The organism is Rathayibacter sp. AY1C7 (assembly GCF_002931865.1).
Taxonomy (GTDB): domain Bacteria; phylum Actinomycetota; class Actinomycetes; order Actinomycetales; family Microbacteriaceae; genus Rathayibacter.
In genome coordinates this window covers 86,452-103,858 of the sequence record NZ_PSWB01000012.1, presented here as the reverse complement: position 1 = coordinate 103,858, position 17,407 = coordinate 86,452, and the positions used below count along the sequence as shown (strand labels likewise).

The window sequence follows — 17,407 nt, the reverse complement described above, 5'->3', positions numbered from 1 at the left end:
GCCGGCCTGGGGTACGGCGTCGGCACGGCTGCGCTCGCCGTCGCGGCGGCCGCCGCGACGGCGAGCGCAGCCGTGCCGACGCCGTACCCCAGGCCGGCCGCCCAGCGCCGGTCGAGCAAGAGCCGCGCGGTCTCGACGCTCGCCGTGCTGAACGTGGTGAAGCCGCCGAGCACGCCCGTCCCGAGCACGGCCCGCCACACCGGGTCGAGGACGCCGGCCAGCACGAGCCCGGTGACGACTCCGAGCAGCAGCGACCCGCTGACGTTGATCAGCGCGGTGCCGACCGGCCAGCGCGCCGGCACGAGCGACCGCGCGACCCCGTCGACGACGAGCCGTGCGGCCGCTCCGACTCCGCCCGCGAGAGCGACCGCGAGCAGCAGGCCGGGCGTCACGCCGCCGCCCTCCGCCGCCCCGCGACAGCGATGCCCAGCGCCGCGGCGAGCACGCCCAGCACGAGCGTGCCGCCGGTGTAGAGCAGGTACTCCACGACGTGGCCGCCCTCGAGCAGCGCGACCGTGTCGAGCGAGAAGGTGCTGTAGGTCGTGAATCCGCCCAGCACGCCGGTGCCGAGCAGGAGGCGCAGGGTGCGGCGCCCGCCCTCATCCGGCCCGCGCCGCGCCAGCGCCTCGAGCAGGAGGCCCAGGAGGAACGCGCCCGGCAGGTTCACGGCGAGCGTCGCGACCGGCACGACGCCCAGCGGGGGCAGTGCGGCGCCGATCGCGGCGCGGGCAGCCGTGCCGACGGCTCCGCCCGCCGCGACGAGGAGGATCGCGGAGGGGCGCAGGTGGAGGGGTCGCGTCACTCCGCGAGGTCCCAGGGCGCCGGGCGCGACAGGTCGCGGTCGGCGCGCGGGACGACGAGCACGGGGCGGTGCTGGCGGTGCGCGAGGTGGGCGGCGACGCTCCCGCTGAGGAACTCGGCGATGCTCGCGAGCACGCCCGCGTCGCGGGTGCCGACCACGATCATCCGCGCGTCGACCTCCTCGGCGACCTCGGCGAGCGCCAGGGCGGGCTCGCCCCGTGCCGCGCGCAGCGACCACTGCACGGTGCTGCCGTCCAGCTCGTGCTCGACCGTCTCGCGGAGCCCGGGCGGGAGGGACGGGCCCTCGCCGCGATCGGCCGCGGCGCCGACGAAGCCGAGCGGGATGCCGCCGGTCATCGGATCGACGTACTCGCCGACGAGGTACGGATCGGCCGAGACCGACACGAGCAGCAGGGCGGCTCCGGCGTCGGCGGCGACGCGGGCGGCGGTGCGCAGGACCTCGGGTCGCTGGCCGTCGACGATGCCGACGAGGACGGGCCCGGTGGGGGTGGGTGCGGTCATGAGGAGCTCCTTCCCGGTTGCGCCCCATCCTGGCACCGCGCGGGCGCGAGCGGTCGGAGCATCCGTGCCGGATCCGTCGTGATCGTTCCGTCATGCGCGGGCGTCGGGCTAGAGTGGCTCGTCGCCGGATCCCCACCGGCCCCCGACCCCCCGTCACCACCGTCATCCGAGGAGAACGCACGCGTGTCGAAGCCAGGCATTCCCACCCCTGAGGAGAGTGCCGGCACCCCGACCACTGCACCCCCGACCCGGCGCGAGGCCCGCGAGGCCGAGCGCCGTGCGGCCCGGGCCGAGACGGAGACGGGCGCGGCGACCGCCGGCACCGCGGTCGAGGGCAGCGGATCGGACGACTCCGCCGCTTCCGCAGGCGCTGGCGACTCCACGCCCACCGCCGTCGACGCCGCAACGGCCGTGGCGACCGCTCCGACCGTCTCGGTCGAGGTCCCCGCCGTCGCCTCCCCCGCCTCCCGGTCGATCCCGGCCTCACCGCGCCGCGCGTCCGCCTCCCGCCCCGTCGCTCCCCGCGCCGCCGAGCCCGCCCGGGCCCGCGGCCTCAGCCGCCGCGCCCTGGCCTTCGGCACCTTCTCGGTGGTCGGCGGCCTCTTCGCCACGGCCGCGATCCCCGCGTACGGCGCCCGCAGCTCCTCCGCCACCGCGACCGGCCGCGCCGCCGCGAACCGGGTCGGCCTCCAGAACCTCACCGTCTCCTCCGACGCCGCCGGCCAGACCGCCGTCCGCGACGCCTTCGCCGCACCGACCCAGGCGCAGCTCGACGAGGCCAGCCGCCAGGCGGCCGTGCTCTCCGGATCGAACGGCGGAGAGTTCTCGACCGTGCAGACCCGCGCGGTCGGCGACGACTACCCGTGGCCCTACGAGACCATCGACGACGACGGCGGCGGACTCTCGCCCCTCGGCTACTACTACCGCGAGTGCGTCGACTTCGTGGCCTGGCGCCTCAACCGCGACGCCGGCCGCACCTCCGCGCCGTGGAAGTACACGTGGGGGAACATCACCCCGCTCGGCGGCAGCGCCTACGAGTGGCCGGACAACTGGGCCGCGAAGGGCTGGGCGACCAGCAGCGTCCCGATCGTCGGCTGCGTCGCGTGGTGGACCTACAACCACGTCTCGTACGTGCAGAAGGTCAACGACGACGGCACCGTGCTCCTCGAGGAGTACAACTACGGCGGCAAGCACAGCTACGTCACCCGCACCTTCCCCACCGCGCAGGTCCCGCTCTTCCTGTACCCGCCGGTCCTGTAGGGGGCCTGTTCCCGTCGCGCCTCGGCGGGCGGAGCGTCGCAGTCCCGCTCCCGGCGCGCGTCAGCCGAGCGCGGCGAGGAGGATCGCGAAGGCTGCCGTCGTCGGATCGACGAGCGCCATGTGGTCGGCGTCGGCGAGCTCGTGAAGCTGCACGGCGGGGTGCCGGTCGGCGTATCGGCGGCTGTAGGCGACAGGGACGTCCTCGTCGAGCGTGCCGTGGATCAACGTGGTCGGCTGCGGCGGCGCGGGCAGCTGCGCGGGGTCGGCGCCCGGGAGCAGCGCGAGGTCGCCGCCGAGGAGCTCCCCCACGGCGTCGTCGCTGAGGCGGTCGGCGGAGGCGGCGGCCAGGTCGAGCACGCCCGCCAGCGCCACCACAGCGGCGACGTGCGGCGACGGACGGGCGGCCTGCGACCAGACGGCGAGGTGGCCGCCGGCGGAGTGGCCGACGAGGGTGACCGGTCCGGCGCCGGGCAGCAGCGCCGGGAGCGCCGCGAGCACGGCCAGGACGTCGTCGCCGGTGCCCGGCCAGCCGCCTCCCGGGTCGCCCGTGCGCCGGTACTCGGGGAGGAGCACGTCGTGCCCGCGGTCGGCCAGCGCCGCCGCGAGCGGCCGGGCGTGCCGCCGGTCCCACCGCGCCCGCCAGAACCCGCCGTGCACGAGCACGACCGGCCGGTGCGCCTCGCCGGGCGCCCCGCGGAAGACGTCCGCGATCTGCTCCGGCGCCTCCCCGTACCGGCGCACCTCGTCCGGCTCGCGCCCCTCCGTCTGCTGCATCCCCCCAGTACCTCCCCGCGAGACGCCACGTCGGTGCGCCCGGCACGGCGTGTCGCGTACCGGAGCGGCATCTCGCGGAGAGGGAGGGGAGGGCGCGGGAGCTCGCGTCAGGACTCGAACCAGCCCCGGGGGTGGTGGTCGGCCGTGAGGGACGTGCGCGGGCGGGTCGGGCGGGCCCAGCGGACGGCGTTCGCCAGCACGCGCCGGATGTCCGGGTGGTGGTAGACGGGGTAGTCCTGGTCGCCGGGCGAGAAGTAGAAGACCTTCCCGAGGCCGCGGGTGTAGGTCACGCCGGAGCGGAACACCTCGCCGCCGGTGAACGTCGACAGGAACACCGTCTCCTCCGGCACCGGGATGTCGAAGTACTCGCCGTACATCTCCTGCTCGGGGATGATCAGCGGGCTGGGCACGCCCTCGGCGATCGGATGCGTGGGCGCGATCGTCCAGACGAGCTCGCGGTCGCGGTCGTTGCGCCACTTCAGCGAGCAGGTCGTGCCCATGAGCGCCTTGAAGATCGACGAGTAGTGGCCCGAGTGCAGGACCAGGATCCCCATCCCCTCCTGCACGTGCCGCAGGACCCGCTGGACGACCTCGTCCGACACCTCCTCGTGCGCGATGTGCCCCCACCACAGCAGCACGTCCGTCGTCGCGAGCGCCTCCTCGGTGAGCCCGTGCTCGGGCTCGGGGAGCGTCGCGGTGCGGACCGAGACGGCGTCGCCGAGCGACTCCGCGAGCCCGTCCGCGATGACGCGGTGGATGCCGTCCGGGTAGTGGCGCAGCACGGTCTCGTCGCCACGGGTCTCGTGGCGGAACTCGTTCCAGACGAGGACCTCGATCGGGGCGCTCATGCGACCGCCACCTCCTGCTTCTCGGCGGCGGAGCGGTAGATCGCGTCGACCACCCGGCTGCGGTGCAGCGCGTACTCGCCGTAGTGGCCGGAGTAGCGGGGGCCGCCCGCGGGCGCGTCGGCTCCCGAGGCGATCGCCTCCAGGAACTCGGCGATGACCGAGCGGTGGTGCCCGGCGGGGACCTTCACGTCGGGGTGCGAGACGGTCGGCGCTCCGGCGACCTCGGAGTAGAGCGTCAGAGTCCCCTCCGTGGCGTAGTCGGCGATGTGGAGGCGCGCGCCCCCGGCCGAGCCGAGCAGCTCGACCTCGATGTCCTCGTCGACCTTCGAGTAGCTGGCCCAGGAGGCGTCGAGCTGGAGCGAGCGGCCGTTGTCGAGGCGCAGCAGGGCGCTCGAGAAGTCCTCCACCTCGAACGCGTGCGTGCCGGTGGCGGCGACGCCGTGCGGACGCCCTCCGCGGCCGGAGCGGCCGATCTCGCCGTACGCGACCGCCGAGACGCTGGTCACGCGCGGCTCGTCGAGCAGGTGCAGCGCGATGTCGAGCACGTGGGAGCCGAGGTCGATGAGCGGGCCACCGCCGGCGAGCTCCTTGCTGGTGAACCAGGAGCCGATGCCGGGGATGCCGGTGCGCCGCTGCCAGCTCGCGCGGGCGTGGTAGACGTCGCCGAGCGGCGCGTCGTCGAGGTAGTCGCGGAGGAAGGCGACGTCGGCGCGGCGGCGGTGGTTGTAGGCGATCTCGAGCACGCGGTCGTTCGTGCGGGCGGCCTCGACCATCTCGGCCGCCAGCTCGGCGGTGGTGGCGAGCGGCTTCTCGCAGAAGACGTGCTTGCCGCTCGCGAGCGCGGCCACGGCGATCGGGTGGTGCAGGTGGTTCGGGACTCCGATGGAGACGACGTCGAGGTCGTCGCGGGCGACGAGGTCCTCCCAGTCGGCGTAGAGGTCGGGGACGCCGCGGGTCGCGCCGAGTTCGTGCAGGCGCGCCTCCTCCTGGCCGGCGAGCGCGACGACGCGGGCGCCGGGCAGGGACTGGAAGGCGTCGAGGTGGGTGGTGCCGGCGAAGCCGAGGCCGACGACCCCCACGCGCAGCTCAGTGGTGTTCTCAGTCATGCGCCGAGCCTACTCGAATCGATTCGAGCACTCCATGGGCGATGCGGCTTCCCGGAGCATCCGGCAGGTCGGCTTCAGGCCGCCAGGCGCGCCTCGAGCGCGGCGAGCGACGTGCGCAGGGCCGGCGCCTCGAGGGCGTCGCCGTCGGCGGCGGCGTGCGCGGCGCCGAACGCCTGGACCTGGCGGTGCAGCTCGACGCGGGTCCCGCCGCGGGCGACGACCGCGAGCCGCTCGGCGAGGCGCACGCCGGCGCGGACGACGAGCGGCTGCTCCATCGCGTACGAGCGCAGGGCGAGGAACACGTCGGCCAGAAGCTCACCCGCTCGGGGCCACGGGACGACCAGGCGGACGACTCCGTCGGAGTCGGAGTAGCGGCCGCGCGCCTCCGGCCGGCCGCAGAGGTCGACGAGCGCGCTGGTCAGGGCCTCGACGGCGCCGACCGCGGTGTACGGGTCGTTGGTGCCGGTCGCGAGCCCGCGGACTCCGATCTCGACCACCTGCTGGACGGCGTAGCGGAGGTCCTGGTGCGGGGTGCGGGCGTCGGCGACGACGACCGCGGCGACCGCCTCCTCCTGGGCGACGGACCCCTCCAGGACCTCGAGCACCGGGTCGCCGACGAGGACGTGGTCGCCGGGCAGCGCGAGCACCCGGAGCCGCGCGTCGCCGCGGCGGGCCAGGGCGACCAGCCGCTCGACCTCGAGCTGCTCGACGTAGCCCCCGCGCACCGCACGCAGCACGACCGGCTCGCGCCCCGCCGGCGGCAGGGCCTCCTCCGCGAGCAGTGCCCCCTCCGCATCCGTCGGCTCCTCCCCGTCCTCCGGGTGCAGCCGCTCGATGACGTCGACGAGCTCGCCGAGCACCCGCTGCTGCAGCGTCGTCACCTGCACCGACAGAGCGATGTGGTGGATGAAGTAGACGAGCACCGCGACGTCGCCCACCGCGAGCAGCACCGAGAACGAGACGGCCACCACCGGCACGAACGTCAGCGACGCGTCCTCCTCCGTGTGCACCGCGCGCAGCACGATCAGGGAGTACAGGAACGTGGAGGTGAGCACCGCCAGGACGATCTGGTTGCCGCGGTCGGCCATGAAGTTGCGGACCAGCCGGGGCCCGTAGGCGGAGGACGTGGTCGCCAGCACCGAGATCGTGATCGAGAACGAGGTCGCGGCGACGCCGAGCATCGTCCCGCCGATCGCCGAGAGGATCGCCCGGCCGCCGGTCGGCGACAGGTCCTCGATCAGGGGGATGTCGCTGACGCCGGCGCGGACCAGCAGATGGTCGACCTCGACCAGCCCCAGCGCCAGCCCGACGGCGAGGACGCCGAACAGGGCCGGGAGGAACCAGAAGGATTCGCGGAGGTGGAGGAGCGGGGAGCGCATCCTCGAAGGCTAGAGCGGCGCCTCCTCGCGGGCCGCGCCGCCGCGGAGGCTTGCGCGCCGGGCCGGGAAGTGCCGCGGTGCCTGCCGCCAAGGCGACGTCGCGTCAGGGCCGTCCGCACTGCGGGGGCGTCGTCGCGACGGACGCCGGACGCACCGGAGGCGCCGACCCCCGGGGATCGGCGCCTCCGCAGGGCGTCAGGTGACGTTGATGAGCGTGCGCTGCCAGCCGGAGGATCCGTCGGGCGCGACCGGCGCGCGGTCCTCGATCTGGACCATGCCGTTCTTGTCGACCGCGCGGACCGCGACGTAGTGCGAGCCGGGCTGGGCGTCCCAGTCGACGAACCACTGCACCCAGGTGTCGAGGTTGACCGGGGTCGAGAGCGTCGCCTCCTGCCAGTCGCCGTTGTCGATGCTCACCTCGACCTTCTCGATGCCGATGCTCTGCGCCCAGGCGACGCCCGCGATCTTGAGAGCGCCCGAGGTGACGGGGACGCCGATCCGCGGGGTGTCGATCCGCGAGGACATCTTGATGGGGGCCTCGGCGGAGTAGCCGCGCGGGGTCCAGTAGGCCTGGTCGGCCTCGAAGGTGGTGACCTTGAGCTCGGTGAGCCACTTGGTGGCCGAGACGTAGCCGTAGAGGCCGGGCACGATCATCCGCACCGGGAAGCCGTGCTCGAACGGGAGGGGCTCGCCGTTCATGCCGACGGCGAGGATCGCGTCGAGGTTCTCGTCCGTGACCGCGGTGATCGGGGTGGACGCCGTGTATCCGTCGCTGCTGGTCGAGAGGAGCATGTCGGCTCCGCTCTGCACGCCGGCCATCTTCAGCACGTCGCGCAGGGGGACGCCGAGCCACTTGGCGTTGCCGACGAGGTTGCCGCCGACCTGGTTCGAGACGCAGGTGAGGGTGATGCCGTACTCGTCGAGGCCCATGTCGAAGATCTGCTGGAGGTTCAGCGTCACCTCGCGGTCGACCATGCCGGTGATCTTCAGCGACCAGGCCGACGGGTCCAGGTTGGGCACGGTGAGGGCGGTGTCGACGCGGTAGAAGTCGGCGTTCGGCGTGTAGAGCGGGGTGATGCCCTCGATGTCGAGCTCGGCGCCCGCGGGGACCGAGACGGTGCTGCGCGGGGACGGCAGGCGCAGGGCGTCGCGGACACCGGCGAGGGAGGAGGTCGCCGCGTTGACCAGGCGGGCACCGGTGCCGACGACTGCCGCGCCGACGGCGGAGATCAGCGCGATGCGGAAGAAGCCGCGGCGCTCGAGGGCGCCCGGACGGGCCTCGGAGGATGTTCCCCTGGCCTCCGAGGCCCGGGCCGCACGCCAGCCGCGCAGGCGCGTGAAGAGGAGGTGCATGACGACGACGGCGACGACGAGTCCGACCAGCGTGGGCACCGCAGCGAGCGGCGACGCTCCGGTGCGGGTCACGATGGCGGCGATCGAGAGGCCGCCGGCGATCACGAGCAGCACCTGGCCGAGCGGCGGGCGGACCAGCTGGAGCACTCCGGCGATCGCGGCGGCGACGACGACCGCGGCGCCCACGCTGCCGAGCAGGAAGGTCTTGTCGTTCTCGCCGAACGTCTCGATCGCGAACTCCTTGAGCGGGCGCGGGACGATGTCGACGATGAAGGCGCCGAGCGCGAGCACGGGGCTCGCGGTGCGGGCGACCGCGAGGGCGATGAGCTCGGCAACGGCGAGAAGGACTCCGCCCGTGACGATGCCCGCGAGGGCGGCGAGCAGGAAGTAGAGAGCTCGATGCTCGCGCACGGGTGCCGCTGTCTGGTTCATGGAGGAGAGTTTTCTCCCGCGACCTGCCGTTTCCCAGGGTGTCCCTGGTTTGGTCGTGTAGGCGCCTTTTTCATAACGAACAGGTAACGCACAGCGGCGGCAGCTCGACGGGATCACCTCTCGCTCGGCCCGCCGCCGGGCCTCACCGCGCGCGACGCCCCCGCCGGAGGACCGCCGCGTTCGCGGTGACGATGAGGGCGATCCCGATCCATCCGGCCGCGCCGACGTCCTGCCCGAGCACGACCGCGCCGATGAGGGCGGCCAGGACGGGGTTGGCGCTCATGAGCGTCCCGAACACGCTCGCCGGGAGCCTCCGGAGCGCGATCACGTCGGCCACGAACGGGACGGCCGTCGCCAGGACGCCGGCGCCGACCGCCAGGAGCACGGTGCCCGCGTCGGGGCGCGTCGAGACGAGCGTCCAGACGGCGACGGGCAGGAAGACGGCGGCGGAGATCCCGGTCGCCGTGGCGGTCCCCTGCGCTCCGGGCAGCCGGAGTCCGATGATCCGGTTGAGCAGGATGTACGCGGCCCAGCAGCACGCGGCCGCGAGACCGAGCGCGATCCCCAGCTGGTCGGACGAGGGCCTCGGCCCGGCGATCGCGAGGACGCCCGCTCCGGCGACGAGGGCGCAGAGCGCGCTGGTCCTGCTCCGGGAGCCGAGGAGCGCGACCGCCAGCGGCCCGCAGAACTCCAGGGTCACCGCCAGCCCTAGCCCGATGCGGTCGATGGCCGCGTAGAGCGTGAGGTTCATCGCTCCGAACACCACGGCGAGGAGCAGGACGGGCCACCACTGCGCGCGGGTCAGGTCGCGGATCCGCGGCCGCACGACCGGGAGGAGGATCAGCGCGGCGACGATCTGCCGGACGGCGACCACTCCGACGGATCCCAGGACCGGGAAGGCCAGAGTCCCGGAGGCCGCCCCGAGCTGGTTCGAGAGGGCGCTCGCGAGGGCGGTCGCGACGCCGACGGTCCGTCCGTCGCCGGGGAGCTGCTTCGTCATGCCGGAAGTCTGCGAGCCGTCCGGCCCCGGCTCACAATGCATCACCGGTCCGATCGATGCGGGAACCGCATGAATAGGCTGCGGTCATGGATCTGGAACTGCGCCACCTCCGGTCGTTCGTCGGCGTCGTGGACGCCGGGACCTTCACCGACGCGGGGATCGACCTCGGCATCTCCCAGACGGCGGTCTCCCGCAACGTCGCGGCGCTCGAGTCCGTCCTCGGACGAAGGCTCCTCCACCGGACGACCCGCAGCGTCGAGCTCGCGCCGGCGGGCGAGCGGGTGCTGCGGCACGCCCGCCGCGTCCTGGCCGTCGTCGACGATCTGCGCGAGGAGGCGGCGGCCGGGACGGACACGATCCGGATCGGCTACGCCTGGTCGGCTCTCGGCGAGCACACCCAGGAGTTCCAGCGCCGCTGGGCCGCGGCGCTCCCCCGCCACGAGCTGCGGCTGATCCGCTCCAACACCCCCACCGCGGGGCTCGCGGAGGGCCTCAGCGACCTCGCGATCCTCCGGCGCGGATCTCCGGCTGCGGACGTCGAGTCGGCTCTGATCGGCACCGAGAAGCGCTACTGCGCCCTGTCCGTCGACGACCCGCTCGCCGCGAAGCGCACGGTCACGCTCGCCCAGGTGGCGACCGCTCCGCTCGCGCTCGACGACCGGACCGGGAGCACCCGGCTCGACCTCTGGCCCGAGCACGACCGGCCGCGGATCACCGTCCCGACGACCGACGTCGACGACTGGCTCACGGTGATCAGCAGCGGCTCCGCCCGCGGAGTGACCGCGGAATCGACGGTGAGCCAGTACCGGCGGCAGGGCCTCGCCTACCGGGTCGTCCGCGACGCCCCGCCGGTCCCCGTGCACGCCGCGTGGATCCGGAGCGACCCGCCGCCCCTCCTGGGCGACGTCATCGGGCTGCTCCAGGGCCTCTACCGCACCTCCGACTGACGACGACGGCCGCCGGGGGCGATCCCCGGCGGCCGTCGTCGTCACGTCACTTGCAGGTGAGAGCGGAGTACGCGGCCTGCTTCGTGGTGGTCACCGATGCTCCGTCCACGGTCGCCGTCGCGGTCACCGTCGCCGAGCCCGCGGCCACCGAGGCGGCGCGGGTGGTGAAGGCGTGCGAGGCGCTCGACCCGGGAGCGATCCCGGTGAACGCCTTCGAGCCCCAGGCGGAGCCGAGGGTGATCCCCGCCGGGACCTTCGCATCGTTCCGAGCGGTGACCGTCACCACGACCTTGCCCGCCACGCAGCGGCTGGTGGCCGCCACGGTCGTCGGTACCGTCGCCGCGGAGGCGCGGACGATGGAGAGGCGGTAGGTCGCTGTCGTCGTGTGGTCCTGCGCCGACGACTCGATGACCACGCTCGTCGTCCCCGAGGCCGCGAGCGGCACGGTGCGGCGGACGGTGTCGTCGATCAGCACGCCGTCGACCTTCACCAGGCCGCTGGGCACGGCCGGGTCCAGGTCGAGCGAGACGCTCGTCGTGCCGGCCGGCACCGTGAGCGTGTGGTCCCTGACCCCGGCGGCGAGAGCCGGCGAGAGCGTCCCGACGTCGGAGGAGAGCTTCGTCAGCTCCGGGTCCGCAGCGTAGGTGGTCGACTCGGTCGTGTAGACCCCGAAGACACCGCCGACGTAGCTGGATCCGGTGCCCTGGAAGCGCACCGTGACGACGGGGATCTTCTGCCCCTTCGCGTCGAGCACGTACTTCCCGCTCTGGTCGCGCTTGTAGCTGTCCTTCGCGGCGAGACCGCTGAGGATCGACGCCGGGATCCGGTCGTACTGGACGTACCAGCTCGTCGCTCCGGCCGCTCCCGAGACCACCTCGGTCTTGAGCTTCACGTCGTTGAGGTAGACGTCGAAGGTGCGTCCCGCGTCGCCGCCGTAGTAGCGGACCCCGAGGTAGTTCGCCGGCAGAGCCGGGTCGACGATCATGTCGTACTGGAAGTACGCCTCCGCCGAGCGCTCGCCGTCGCGGTACCCCTCGCCGCGCCAGGTCCCCACCGAGGACCGCGCGGTCTTGTAGTTCTTGTCGGCCTCGCTGTTGTTGTTGTCGAAGGAGGTGAGGGAGTCGATCGTCGTCTCGTCGACGCGCAGCTGCTCCTTCTGCGTCCGGATCAGCTCCTGGGCCGCGGCCGAGTCGGGCTCGATCAGGGTCATGTAGGTCGCGTAGCGGGCGTTGTAGAGGCTGTAGTACGGAGTGAACACCCGGGCGGCGGACGCGGCGTCGACGTTCTTCATGCCGAAGCGCATCGTCGTGCGGCCGTTGCCGTCCGCGCCGTCGGGCAGGCGGACCAGGTTGCCGCGGACCGCGGACTTCCAGGCCGCGGAGTCCGCGACGACGACGTTCGAGTTCACGGACTTGTCGGCCATGCCCATGCGCACCAGGACGCCGGCGACATAGGACGCCTCGACGTTCGAGCGGTTGAGCTCGGTCGCCAGCAGCACCGGTCCGTAGCGGAACGCGGTCCAGTCGGGGTTCTCCGTGTCCGCGACCGCGCTGACCGCGGCGGGCAGCTTCCAGGTCAGCACGTCACCGGCGGCGACGGCGACCGAGACGTATCCGGCCTGGGCCGTGACGGCACGGACGGCACCGTTCACGGTGAGCGTCGGCGCTCCGTCGATCCAGGACGGCACGCGCAGCTTGAGGGTCGTGTCCGCGGCCACGGCTCCTCCGGCCAGCGCTTCGACCCTCAGGGTCGCCGTGTCCGTGCTCGGGATGTCCGCCGTCTGGGTCAGCCGGAGGTTGTTCGCGGAGGAGCGGAGGACCGAGGAGCGGAACTGGTTCACGAAGACGGTCTTCGGCTTCTCGAAGTAGATCGAGTCGCCGAGCTTGGTGAAGCTCTCGATACCCGAGCCGTGGTCGCACCAGAACTCGTCGAGCTCGTGCCCGAAGACCTTGGCGTAGCCCGCGGTCTGCGGCTGGAAGTAGGTCACCATGCCGGTGTCCGGGTTCTGCACCGAGAGGACGCCGTTGATGAACGTCTCCTCGTAGAAGTCGGCGTACTTCACGTCCTCGGTCACCTGGAACAGCGCCCGGGTGAGCTTGAGCATGTTGTAGATGTTGCAGCCCTCGGAGGTCGAGTTCTCGCCGTAGCCGGTGGTCTGGCCGTTCGTGGCGTACTCGTACAGGGTGCCGGGTGCGTGGAAGTGCTCGGACTGGCTGTTGCCGCCGTTGGCGTAGGTGTGGGTCTCGTCGACCATGCGCCAGAAGTTCTCGGCGGCACGGCGGTACATGTCGAGATCCGACTTCTCCGCGGCGGTGAGCGTGGCGTAGAGCGCCGGGTCGTCGGTGAAGACGCGGTAGCGCTTCAGCGCGCCGATCAGCTTCGGGACGGTCGTGTTCGCGTGCAGCCCGTTGAGGACGTCCTCGTTGTTCGCGAGCTTCTGGAACAGCGCGGTCTCGTCGAAGTACTCGGCCGCGCGCTTGTGCGCCGGGTCGTGCGTGGTCTCGTACAGGCGGTAGAGCGCCTCGTTCATTCCGCCGTACTCCGTGTTCAGGAGCTGCCCGGGGTTGGCCTGGCGGCCCGCCCAGGCGGTGATCCAGCTGCCGAAGCCGCCGGCGACGGTGAGCGCCTTCTGCGAGACGGCGTCGGGCGCCTGGTCGTGGGCGTCGAGGAGGCCTGCGAGCACCTTGTGCAGGTTGTAGAAGGGGACGAGCAGGCCGTCGCCGCCCGAGGGGAGGTAGCGGGTCGGGAACGGCGAGACGTAGCCGGCGTTCGCGGGGTCCTTGAGCGCGTAGGCGTCCTGGACCTTCTTCAGACCGTCGACGGAAGCGGTGAGCTTCGCGAGCAGTGCCGCCTTGGTGGCCGCGTCTTCCTCGGTCGCGTAGGCCTGCGAGAGCGCCGAGAGGTAGTGGCCGAAGAAGTGGCCCTGGAACCGGGTGCCGTTCTCGCGCTCCCAACCCCCGTATCCGCCGCTGGTGGTCGGCGTGAGCCCGGCCTCGCGGTAGAAGGAGTAGAGGAACATCTCGGGGTCGAGGCTCAGCAGGTACTCGACGGTCTGCTGCTCCCCGTTCTCGAGGTAGGGGTCCTGCACGGAGACGTCGGACAGGCCGGCCTCCAGAAGGTAGTTCGACGTCTTCACTCCCCGGGGCTGCACCTGGAGAGTGTAGGTCTTCGTGACCGCGGTGCTGCCCCCGTAGGTGGCGGAGCCGGTGAGGACGACCTGCGTCGCGGAGCCGGTGGGCGGCGTGACCGCGGCCGTGCCTCCGCTGATCGCGACGGTCGCCGGGTCGGAGGAGGTCCAGCTGAGGGCGGACCCCTTCGCGCCGACGGTGGGCAGGGTGAAGCCGGTGCTGGTGCTCGCGGGCGGGGCGACCAGCTCGAGGTCGGCCCGGGCGATGCTCGCGGGGTCGAAGGAGGGGTTGCCGGCCTTCGTCAGGGCGACGACGTCGGTGGTGGTCGCGACGCCGTTGTAGAGCGCGTAGTCGTCGAGCAGGCCGCGCAGGTGCGCGCCGTTGTACTGGGGGCCGTTGAAGCCGAGGGTCTTCGTCGAGGTGCTCTCGGAGCCGAGGACGCCGGATGCGGAGGAGGACGGCGCGGTCTTGACGACGGCGGTCTGCTTCACCCCGTTGCGGTAGAAGGCGACGGCCTTGGTGCTCTTGTCGTACGTGGCGACCACGTGCGTCCACTCCCCCGCGGGGAAGAAGCCGGAGCGGGCGGTCTCGACGGCGACCTTGTACGGCTGACCGCCGGACGGGCCGATCGAGAGGGCGAGCGGAGTGCCGTCGCCCTCGGAGGTGAGGTACCAGCCGTCGGAGTTGTAGGTGGTCTTGTTCCAGGTGAAGACCTGCTCACCGGTCATCGCGCTGGTCGGCTTGTACCAGAACGAGACGGTGAGGTCGGCGGGCTGCAGCGCCGCCGCAGTGCCGAGCGAGATCGCGTTCGATCCGGTGAACTCGAACGCCCGGCCGTTCAGGCCGGTGCCGTAGGAGGCGGTGCCCTTCTGCATCCCGAGGGCGGTACCACGACCGCTGGTGTCGGCGAGCGACCCGTCGAACGGGAGCTCGAGCACCTTCGCGGCGTCGAGCGAGGTGGTGGGGGCGGCCTGGGCCGTGGGGCCGACCGACAGGAGACCCGCCGTCAGCGCCATCACCGCCACGGTGGCCAGGGGGAGTCGTCGTCTCATTCGTGAGGCCTCTCGTCGTTGAGAAATCCGGCCCAGGGGGGCGGGCCGCCTCGAATGTTACCGTTAACAATAGTTTTCGGTGAGGTTTCGGTGAGAGGACTGACAGGGTCCTCGAGCGCTCAGCGGCGCCGGTCCAGAGCCGCCCGGAGGTACGGAGCGGTGCGGCTGCCCGCGGCCTCGGCGACCTCCTCCGGAGTGCCCGTCGCGACCACCGAGCCGCCGGCCCGGCCCGCCCCCGGGCCGAGGTCCACGACCCAGTCCGCGTCGGCGACGACGCGCATGTCGTGCTCGACGACGATCACCGTGTTGCCCGCGTCGACGAGGTGCTGCAGGTGCTCGAGCAGGCGGTCGGCGTCGGCGGGGTGCAGGCCCGACGTCGGCTCGTCGAGCAGGTAGAGCGTGTCCCCGCGCTGGGCGCGACGCAGCTCCGAGGCGAGCTTCACCCGCTGCGCCTCTCCCCCGGACAGCTCGGGCGCCGGCTGGCCGAGCGAGACGTAGCCGAGCCCCACGTCCACCAGAGCGTCGAGGTGGCGGGCGACCTCGCGGTCCTCGGCGAAGGCCTCGCGCGCGTCGGCGACGCTCAGCGCGAGGACGTCGGCGATCGTCCGGCCGCCGAGGGTGACCTCGAGGGTCTCGTCGTTGTACCGGGTGCCGCCGCACGCCGTGCAGGGCGCCTCGACGGTCGGGAGGAACAGCAGCTCCACCTCCACGGAGCCCTCGCCCTTGCAGACGGGGCAGCGCCCGCTGGGCAGGTTGAAGGAGAAGCGGCTCGCCGAGAAGCGGCGGCGCTTCGCCTCCGGGGTGGCCGCGAAGAGCGTCCGCACCCGGTCGAACAGGCCCGTGTACGTCGCGACGTTCGAGCGCGAGGTCCGGCCGATCGGGGTCTGAGTCACCTGCACCACCCGGCGCAGGCGGTCCGCGGGCCCGGAGGCGGTGCCGCGGGTCGCCGCCGCGGCCGCGTCGAGCAGCGGGTCCGCCTCCCCGCCCTCCTCGGCCGGCGCGTCCTCGGCGACGTCGGCGCGGAGCGAGGCGCGCAGCAGATCGGGCAGCGCCTGGTTCACGAGCGTCGACTTGCCCGATCCGGAGACACCGGTGACCGCGGTGAGCACCCCGACCGGGAACGCGACGGAGAGGTCGTCGAGGGTGTGCCGCGAGACTCCGGCGAGCTCGATCCACTGCTCCGCGGTGCGGCGGGAGCGCAGCGGCGCCGGGTCGCCCTCGGGGAAGAGGTAGCGGCGGGTGACGGAGCCGCGGGCGCCCGGCAGGCCGTCGAGCGGGCCGGAGTAGACGACGGTGCCGCCCCCCGACCCCGCGCCCGGGCCGATGTCGACGATCCAGTCGGCCTCGCGGATGACGTCGAGGGAGTGCTCGACGAAGAAGACGGTGTTGCCGGTCGCGCGCAGGGTCCGCAGGATGCCGAGCAGCGCCTCCGTGTCGGCGGGGTGCAGGCCCGTAGACGGCTCGTCGAGCACGAAGACGACGCCGAAGAGGCGCGAGAGCACCTGCGTCGCGAGGCGCATCCGCTGGAGCTCCCCCGAGGAGAGCGTCGGCGTGGAGCGGTCGAGCGAGAGGTGGCCGAGGCCCAGGTCGACGATCGGCGCGAGGCGGGCGACGAGGTCCTCGACCAGCCGCTGCGCGGCCAGGCGGGTCTGCGGAGCGCCGTCGGCCGGGGTCCAGCCGGGCTCCAGCACGCGCCGCGCGACGACGACCAGCTCCTCGAGCGGGAGCGCCGACAGCTCGGTGATGTCGAGCCCCTCGAAGGTGACCGCGAGCGCGTCGGGCTTCAGCCTCCGGCCGCCGCACACCGGGCAGGCGACGCTGACGACGAACGAGGCCGCGCGCTCGCGCATCCGGGCGCTCTTCGAGCCGGCGAAGGTGTCGAGCACGTAGCGGCGCACCCCGAGGAACGTGCTCATGTAGCGCGGCTCGTCCCCGGCGGCCACGGACGCGCGCACCTCCGCGGGAGAGCGGTCGGTCCACACGGGAACCTGCGGGGAGTCAGGAGTGTGCAGGATCCAGTCGCGGTCCTCCGCGGGCAGGTCGCGCCACGGAGCGTCGATGTCGTGTCCGAGCGAGATCAGGCTGTCGCGCAGTTGCTTGCCGTGCCAGGCGGTCGGCCAGGCGGCGAGCGCCCCGTCGCGGATCGAGAGGGAGTCGTCCGGCACCATCAGCTCGTCGGGGACGTCGTAGACCCGGCCGATGCCGTGGCAGCTGGGGCACGCGCCCTGCACGGTGTTGGCCGAGAAGTCCTCCGCGAGCAGCATCGGCGCGCCCTCGGGGTAGGCGCCGATGCGCGAGAACACCATCCGCACCACGCTCGAGAGCGTCGTCGCACTGCCGACCGTGGAGCGGGCCGAGCCTCCGGAGCGCCGCTGTGGGAGGGCGACGGCCGGCGGCAGGCCCTCGATCGAGTCGACGTCCGGCACGCCGACCTGGTCGATCAGCCGCCGCGCGTAGGGGGCGACCGACTCGAAGTAGCGGCGCTGCGCCTCCGCGTAGAGCGTGCCGAAGGCGAGCGAGCTCTTGCCCGATCCGGAGACCCCCGTGAAGGCGACGAGGGCGTCGCGCGGCACATCGACGTCGATGCTCCGGAGGTTGTTCTCGCGGGCGCCGCGCACGCGGACGTGGTCGAGGGGGTCGGTGGTTCCAGGCGCGCTCATCCGTACAGCCTGCCGTGCCGGGATGTGGGGCGGCCGCCGCGGAGCTCCGAGGCGCTCGACGCCGAGACGGCCCGCTCCCGGCCGAGGCACCGCAGTGGGGCGGTGTCTCGGCGGGGGCGGGCCGTCTCGGCGTCAGCGGCGCGCG

Annotated in this window: 13 protein-coding genes; 2 read left to right on the top strand and 11 right to left on the bottom strand. The window is 73.1% G+C overall.

The annotated features are described in order from the left end of the window. The 3 genes from C5C69_RS08625 to C5C69_RS16960 all read right to left on the bottom strand — a co-directional run. A partial coding sequence (locus C5C69_RS08625; RefSeq protein WP_104257756.1) for a CrcB family protein occupies positions 1 to 392 on the bottom strand: 392 nt, incomplete at its 3' end. After that, the gene (locus C5C69_RS16965; protein WP_104313543.1) at positions 389 to 802 is read right to left on the bottom strand and encodes a CrcB family protein; all 414 of its coding nucleotides are present in this window, start codon (positions 800 to 802) and stop codon (positions 389 to 391) included. The genes C5C69_RS08625 and C5C69_RS16965, both read right to left, overlap by 4 nt. Then, a complete protein-coding gene (locus C5C69_RS16960; RefSeq protein WP_181127043.1) occupies positions 799 to 1,323 on the bottom strand; it encodes a universal stress protein in 525 nt (174 codons plus the stop codon). The genes C5C69_RS16965 and C5C69_RS16960 overlap by 4 nt, the downstream gene beginning before the upstream one ends. Before the next feature lie 183 nt (positions 1,324 to 1,506). On the opposite strand from C5C69_RS16960, the gene C5C69_RS08615 reads away from it, so the two are divergent. Then, entirely contained in the window at positions 1,507 to 2,583 is a 1,077-nt protein-coding gene (locus C5C69_RS08615) for a CHAP domain-containing protein (RefSeq protein WP_104257755.1), read from the top strand. Between the two features lie 60 nt (positions 2,584 to 2,643). On the opposite strand, the gene C5C69_RS08610 is transcribed toward C5C69_RS08615, so the two are convergent. From C5C69_RS08610 to C5C69_RS08585, 6 genes are all read right to left on the bottom strand, one after another. Beyond that, entirely contained in the window at positions 2,644 to 3,357 is a 714-nt protein-coding gene (locus C5C69_RS08610; protein WP_104257754.1) for an alpha/beta fold hydrolase, read from the bottom strand. Between the two features lie 107 nt (positions 3,358 to 3,464). Further along, a complete protein-coding gene (locus tag C5C69_RS08605) occupies positions 3,465 to 4,205 on the bottom strand; it encodes a ThuA domain-containing protein (protein WP_104257753.1) in 741 nt (246 codons plus the stop codon). Next, positions 4,202 to 5,311: a Gfo/Idh/MocA family protein gene (locus C5C69_RS08600; RefSeq protein WP_104255629.1), complete on the bottom strand. Its 1,110-nt coding sequence runs from the start codon at positions 5,309 to 5,311 to the stop codon at positions 4,202 to 4,204. Before C5C69_RS08600 ends, C5C69_RS08605 begins: the two co-directional genes overlap by 4 nt. A gap of 74 nt (positions 5,312 to 5,385) precedes the next feature. Then, complete coding sequence (locus C5C69_RS08595) at positions 5,386 to 6,690, bottom strand: DUF2254 domain-containing protein (protein WP_104257752.1); 1,305 nt, start codon at positions 6,688 to 6,690, stop codon at positions 5,386 to 5,388. Between the two features lie 195 nt (positions 6,691 to 6,885). After that, complete coding sequence (locus tag C5C69_RS08590; RefSeq protein WP_104226578.1) at positions 6,886 to 8,475, bottom strand: molybdopterin-dependent oxidoreductase; 1,590 nt, start codon at positions 8,473 to 8,475, stop codon at positions 6,886 to 6,888. A gap of 142 nt (positions 8,476 to 8,617) precedes the next feature. Continuing rightward, entirely contained in the window at positions 8,618 to 9,475 is an 858-nt protein-coding gene (locus C5C69_RS08585) for a DMT family transporter (RefSeq protein ID WP_104234495.1), read from the bottom strand. Positions 9,476 to 9,561: 86 nt separating this feature from the next. Here C5C69_RS08585 and C5C69_RS08580 point away from each other — a divergent pair, with 86 nt between their 5' ends. Continuing rightward, a complete protein-coding gene (locus tag C5C69_RS08580) occupies positions 9,562 to 10,422 on the top strand; it encodes a LysR family transcriptional regulator (protein ID WP_104222432.1) in 861 nt (286 codons plus the stop codon). A gap of 46 nt (positions 10,423 to 10,468) precedes the next feature. On the opposite strand, the gene C5C69_RS08575 is transcribed toward C5C69_RS08580, so the two are convergent. Next, complete coding sequence (locus C5C69_RS08575) at positions 10,469 to 14,602, bottom strand: beta-L-arabinofuranosidase domain-containing protein (RefSeq protein ID WP_104257751.1); 4,134 nt, start codon at positions 14,600 to 14,602, stop codon at positions 10,469 to 10,471. A 119-nt stretch (positions 14,603 to 14,721) separates the two neighbouring features. Then, a complete protein-coding gene (locus C5C69_RS08570) occupies positions 14,722 to 17,262 on the bottom strand; it encodes an excinuclease ABC subunit UvrA (protein WP_104257750.1) in 2,541 nt (846 codons plus the stop codon). Positions 17,263 to 17,407 lie beyond the last annotated feature (145 nt).

What these genes read in the sequence shown, in the direction of transcription:
- C5C69_RS16960 (WP_181127043.1), bottom strand. Translation starts at nt 1,323, where the DNA reads ATGACCGCACCCACCCCCACCGGGCCCGTCCTCGTCGGCATCGTCGAC.
- C5C69_RS08610 (WP_104257754.1), bottom strand. Translation starts at nt 3,357, where the DNA reads ATGCAGCAGACGGAGGGGCGCGAGCCGGACGAGGTGCGCCGGTACGGG.
- C5C69_RS08605 (WP_104257753.1), bottom strand. Translation starts at nt 4,205, where the DNA reads ATGAGCGCCCCGATCGAGGTCCTCGTCTGGAACGAGTTCCGCCACGAG.
- C5C69_RS08600 (WP_104255629.1), bottom strand. Translation starts at nt 5,311, where the DNA reads ATGACTGAGAACACCACTGAGCTGCGCGTGGGGGTCGTCGGCCTCGGC.
- C5C69_RS08595 (WP_104257752.1), bottom strand. Translation starts at nt 6,690, where the DNA reads ATGCGCTCCCCGCTCCTCCACCTCCGCGAATCCTTCTGGTTCCTCCCG.
- C5C69_RS08590 (WP_104226578.1), bottom strand. Translation starts at nt 8,475, where the DNA reads ATGAACCAGACAGCGGCACCCGTGCGCGAGCATCGAGCTCTCTACTTC.
- C5C69_RS08585 (WP_104234495.1), bottom strand. Translation starts at nt 9,475, where the DNA reads ATGACGAAGCAGCTCCCCGGCGACGGACGGACCGTCGGCGTCGCGACC.
- C5C69_RS08580 (WP_104222432.1), top strand. Translation starts at nt 9,562, where the DNA reads ATGGATCTGGAACTGCGCCACCTCCGGTCGTTCGTCGGCGTCGTGGAC.
- C5C69_RS08575 (WP_104257751.1), bottom strand. Translation starts at nt 14,602, where the DNA reads ATGAGACGACGACTCCCCCTGGCCACCGTGGCGGTGATGGCGCTGACG.
- C5C69_RS08570 (WP_104257750.1), bottom strand. Translation starts at nt 17,262, where the DNA reads ATGAGCGCGCCTGGAACCACCGACCCCCTCGACCACGTCCGCGTGCGC.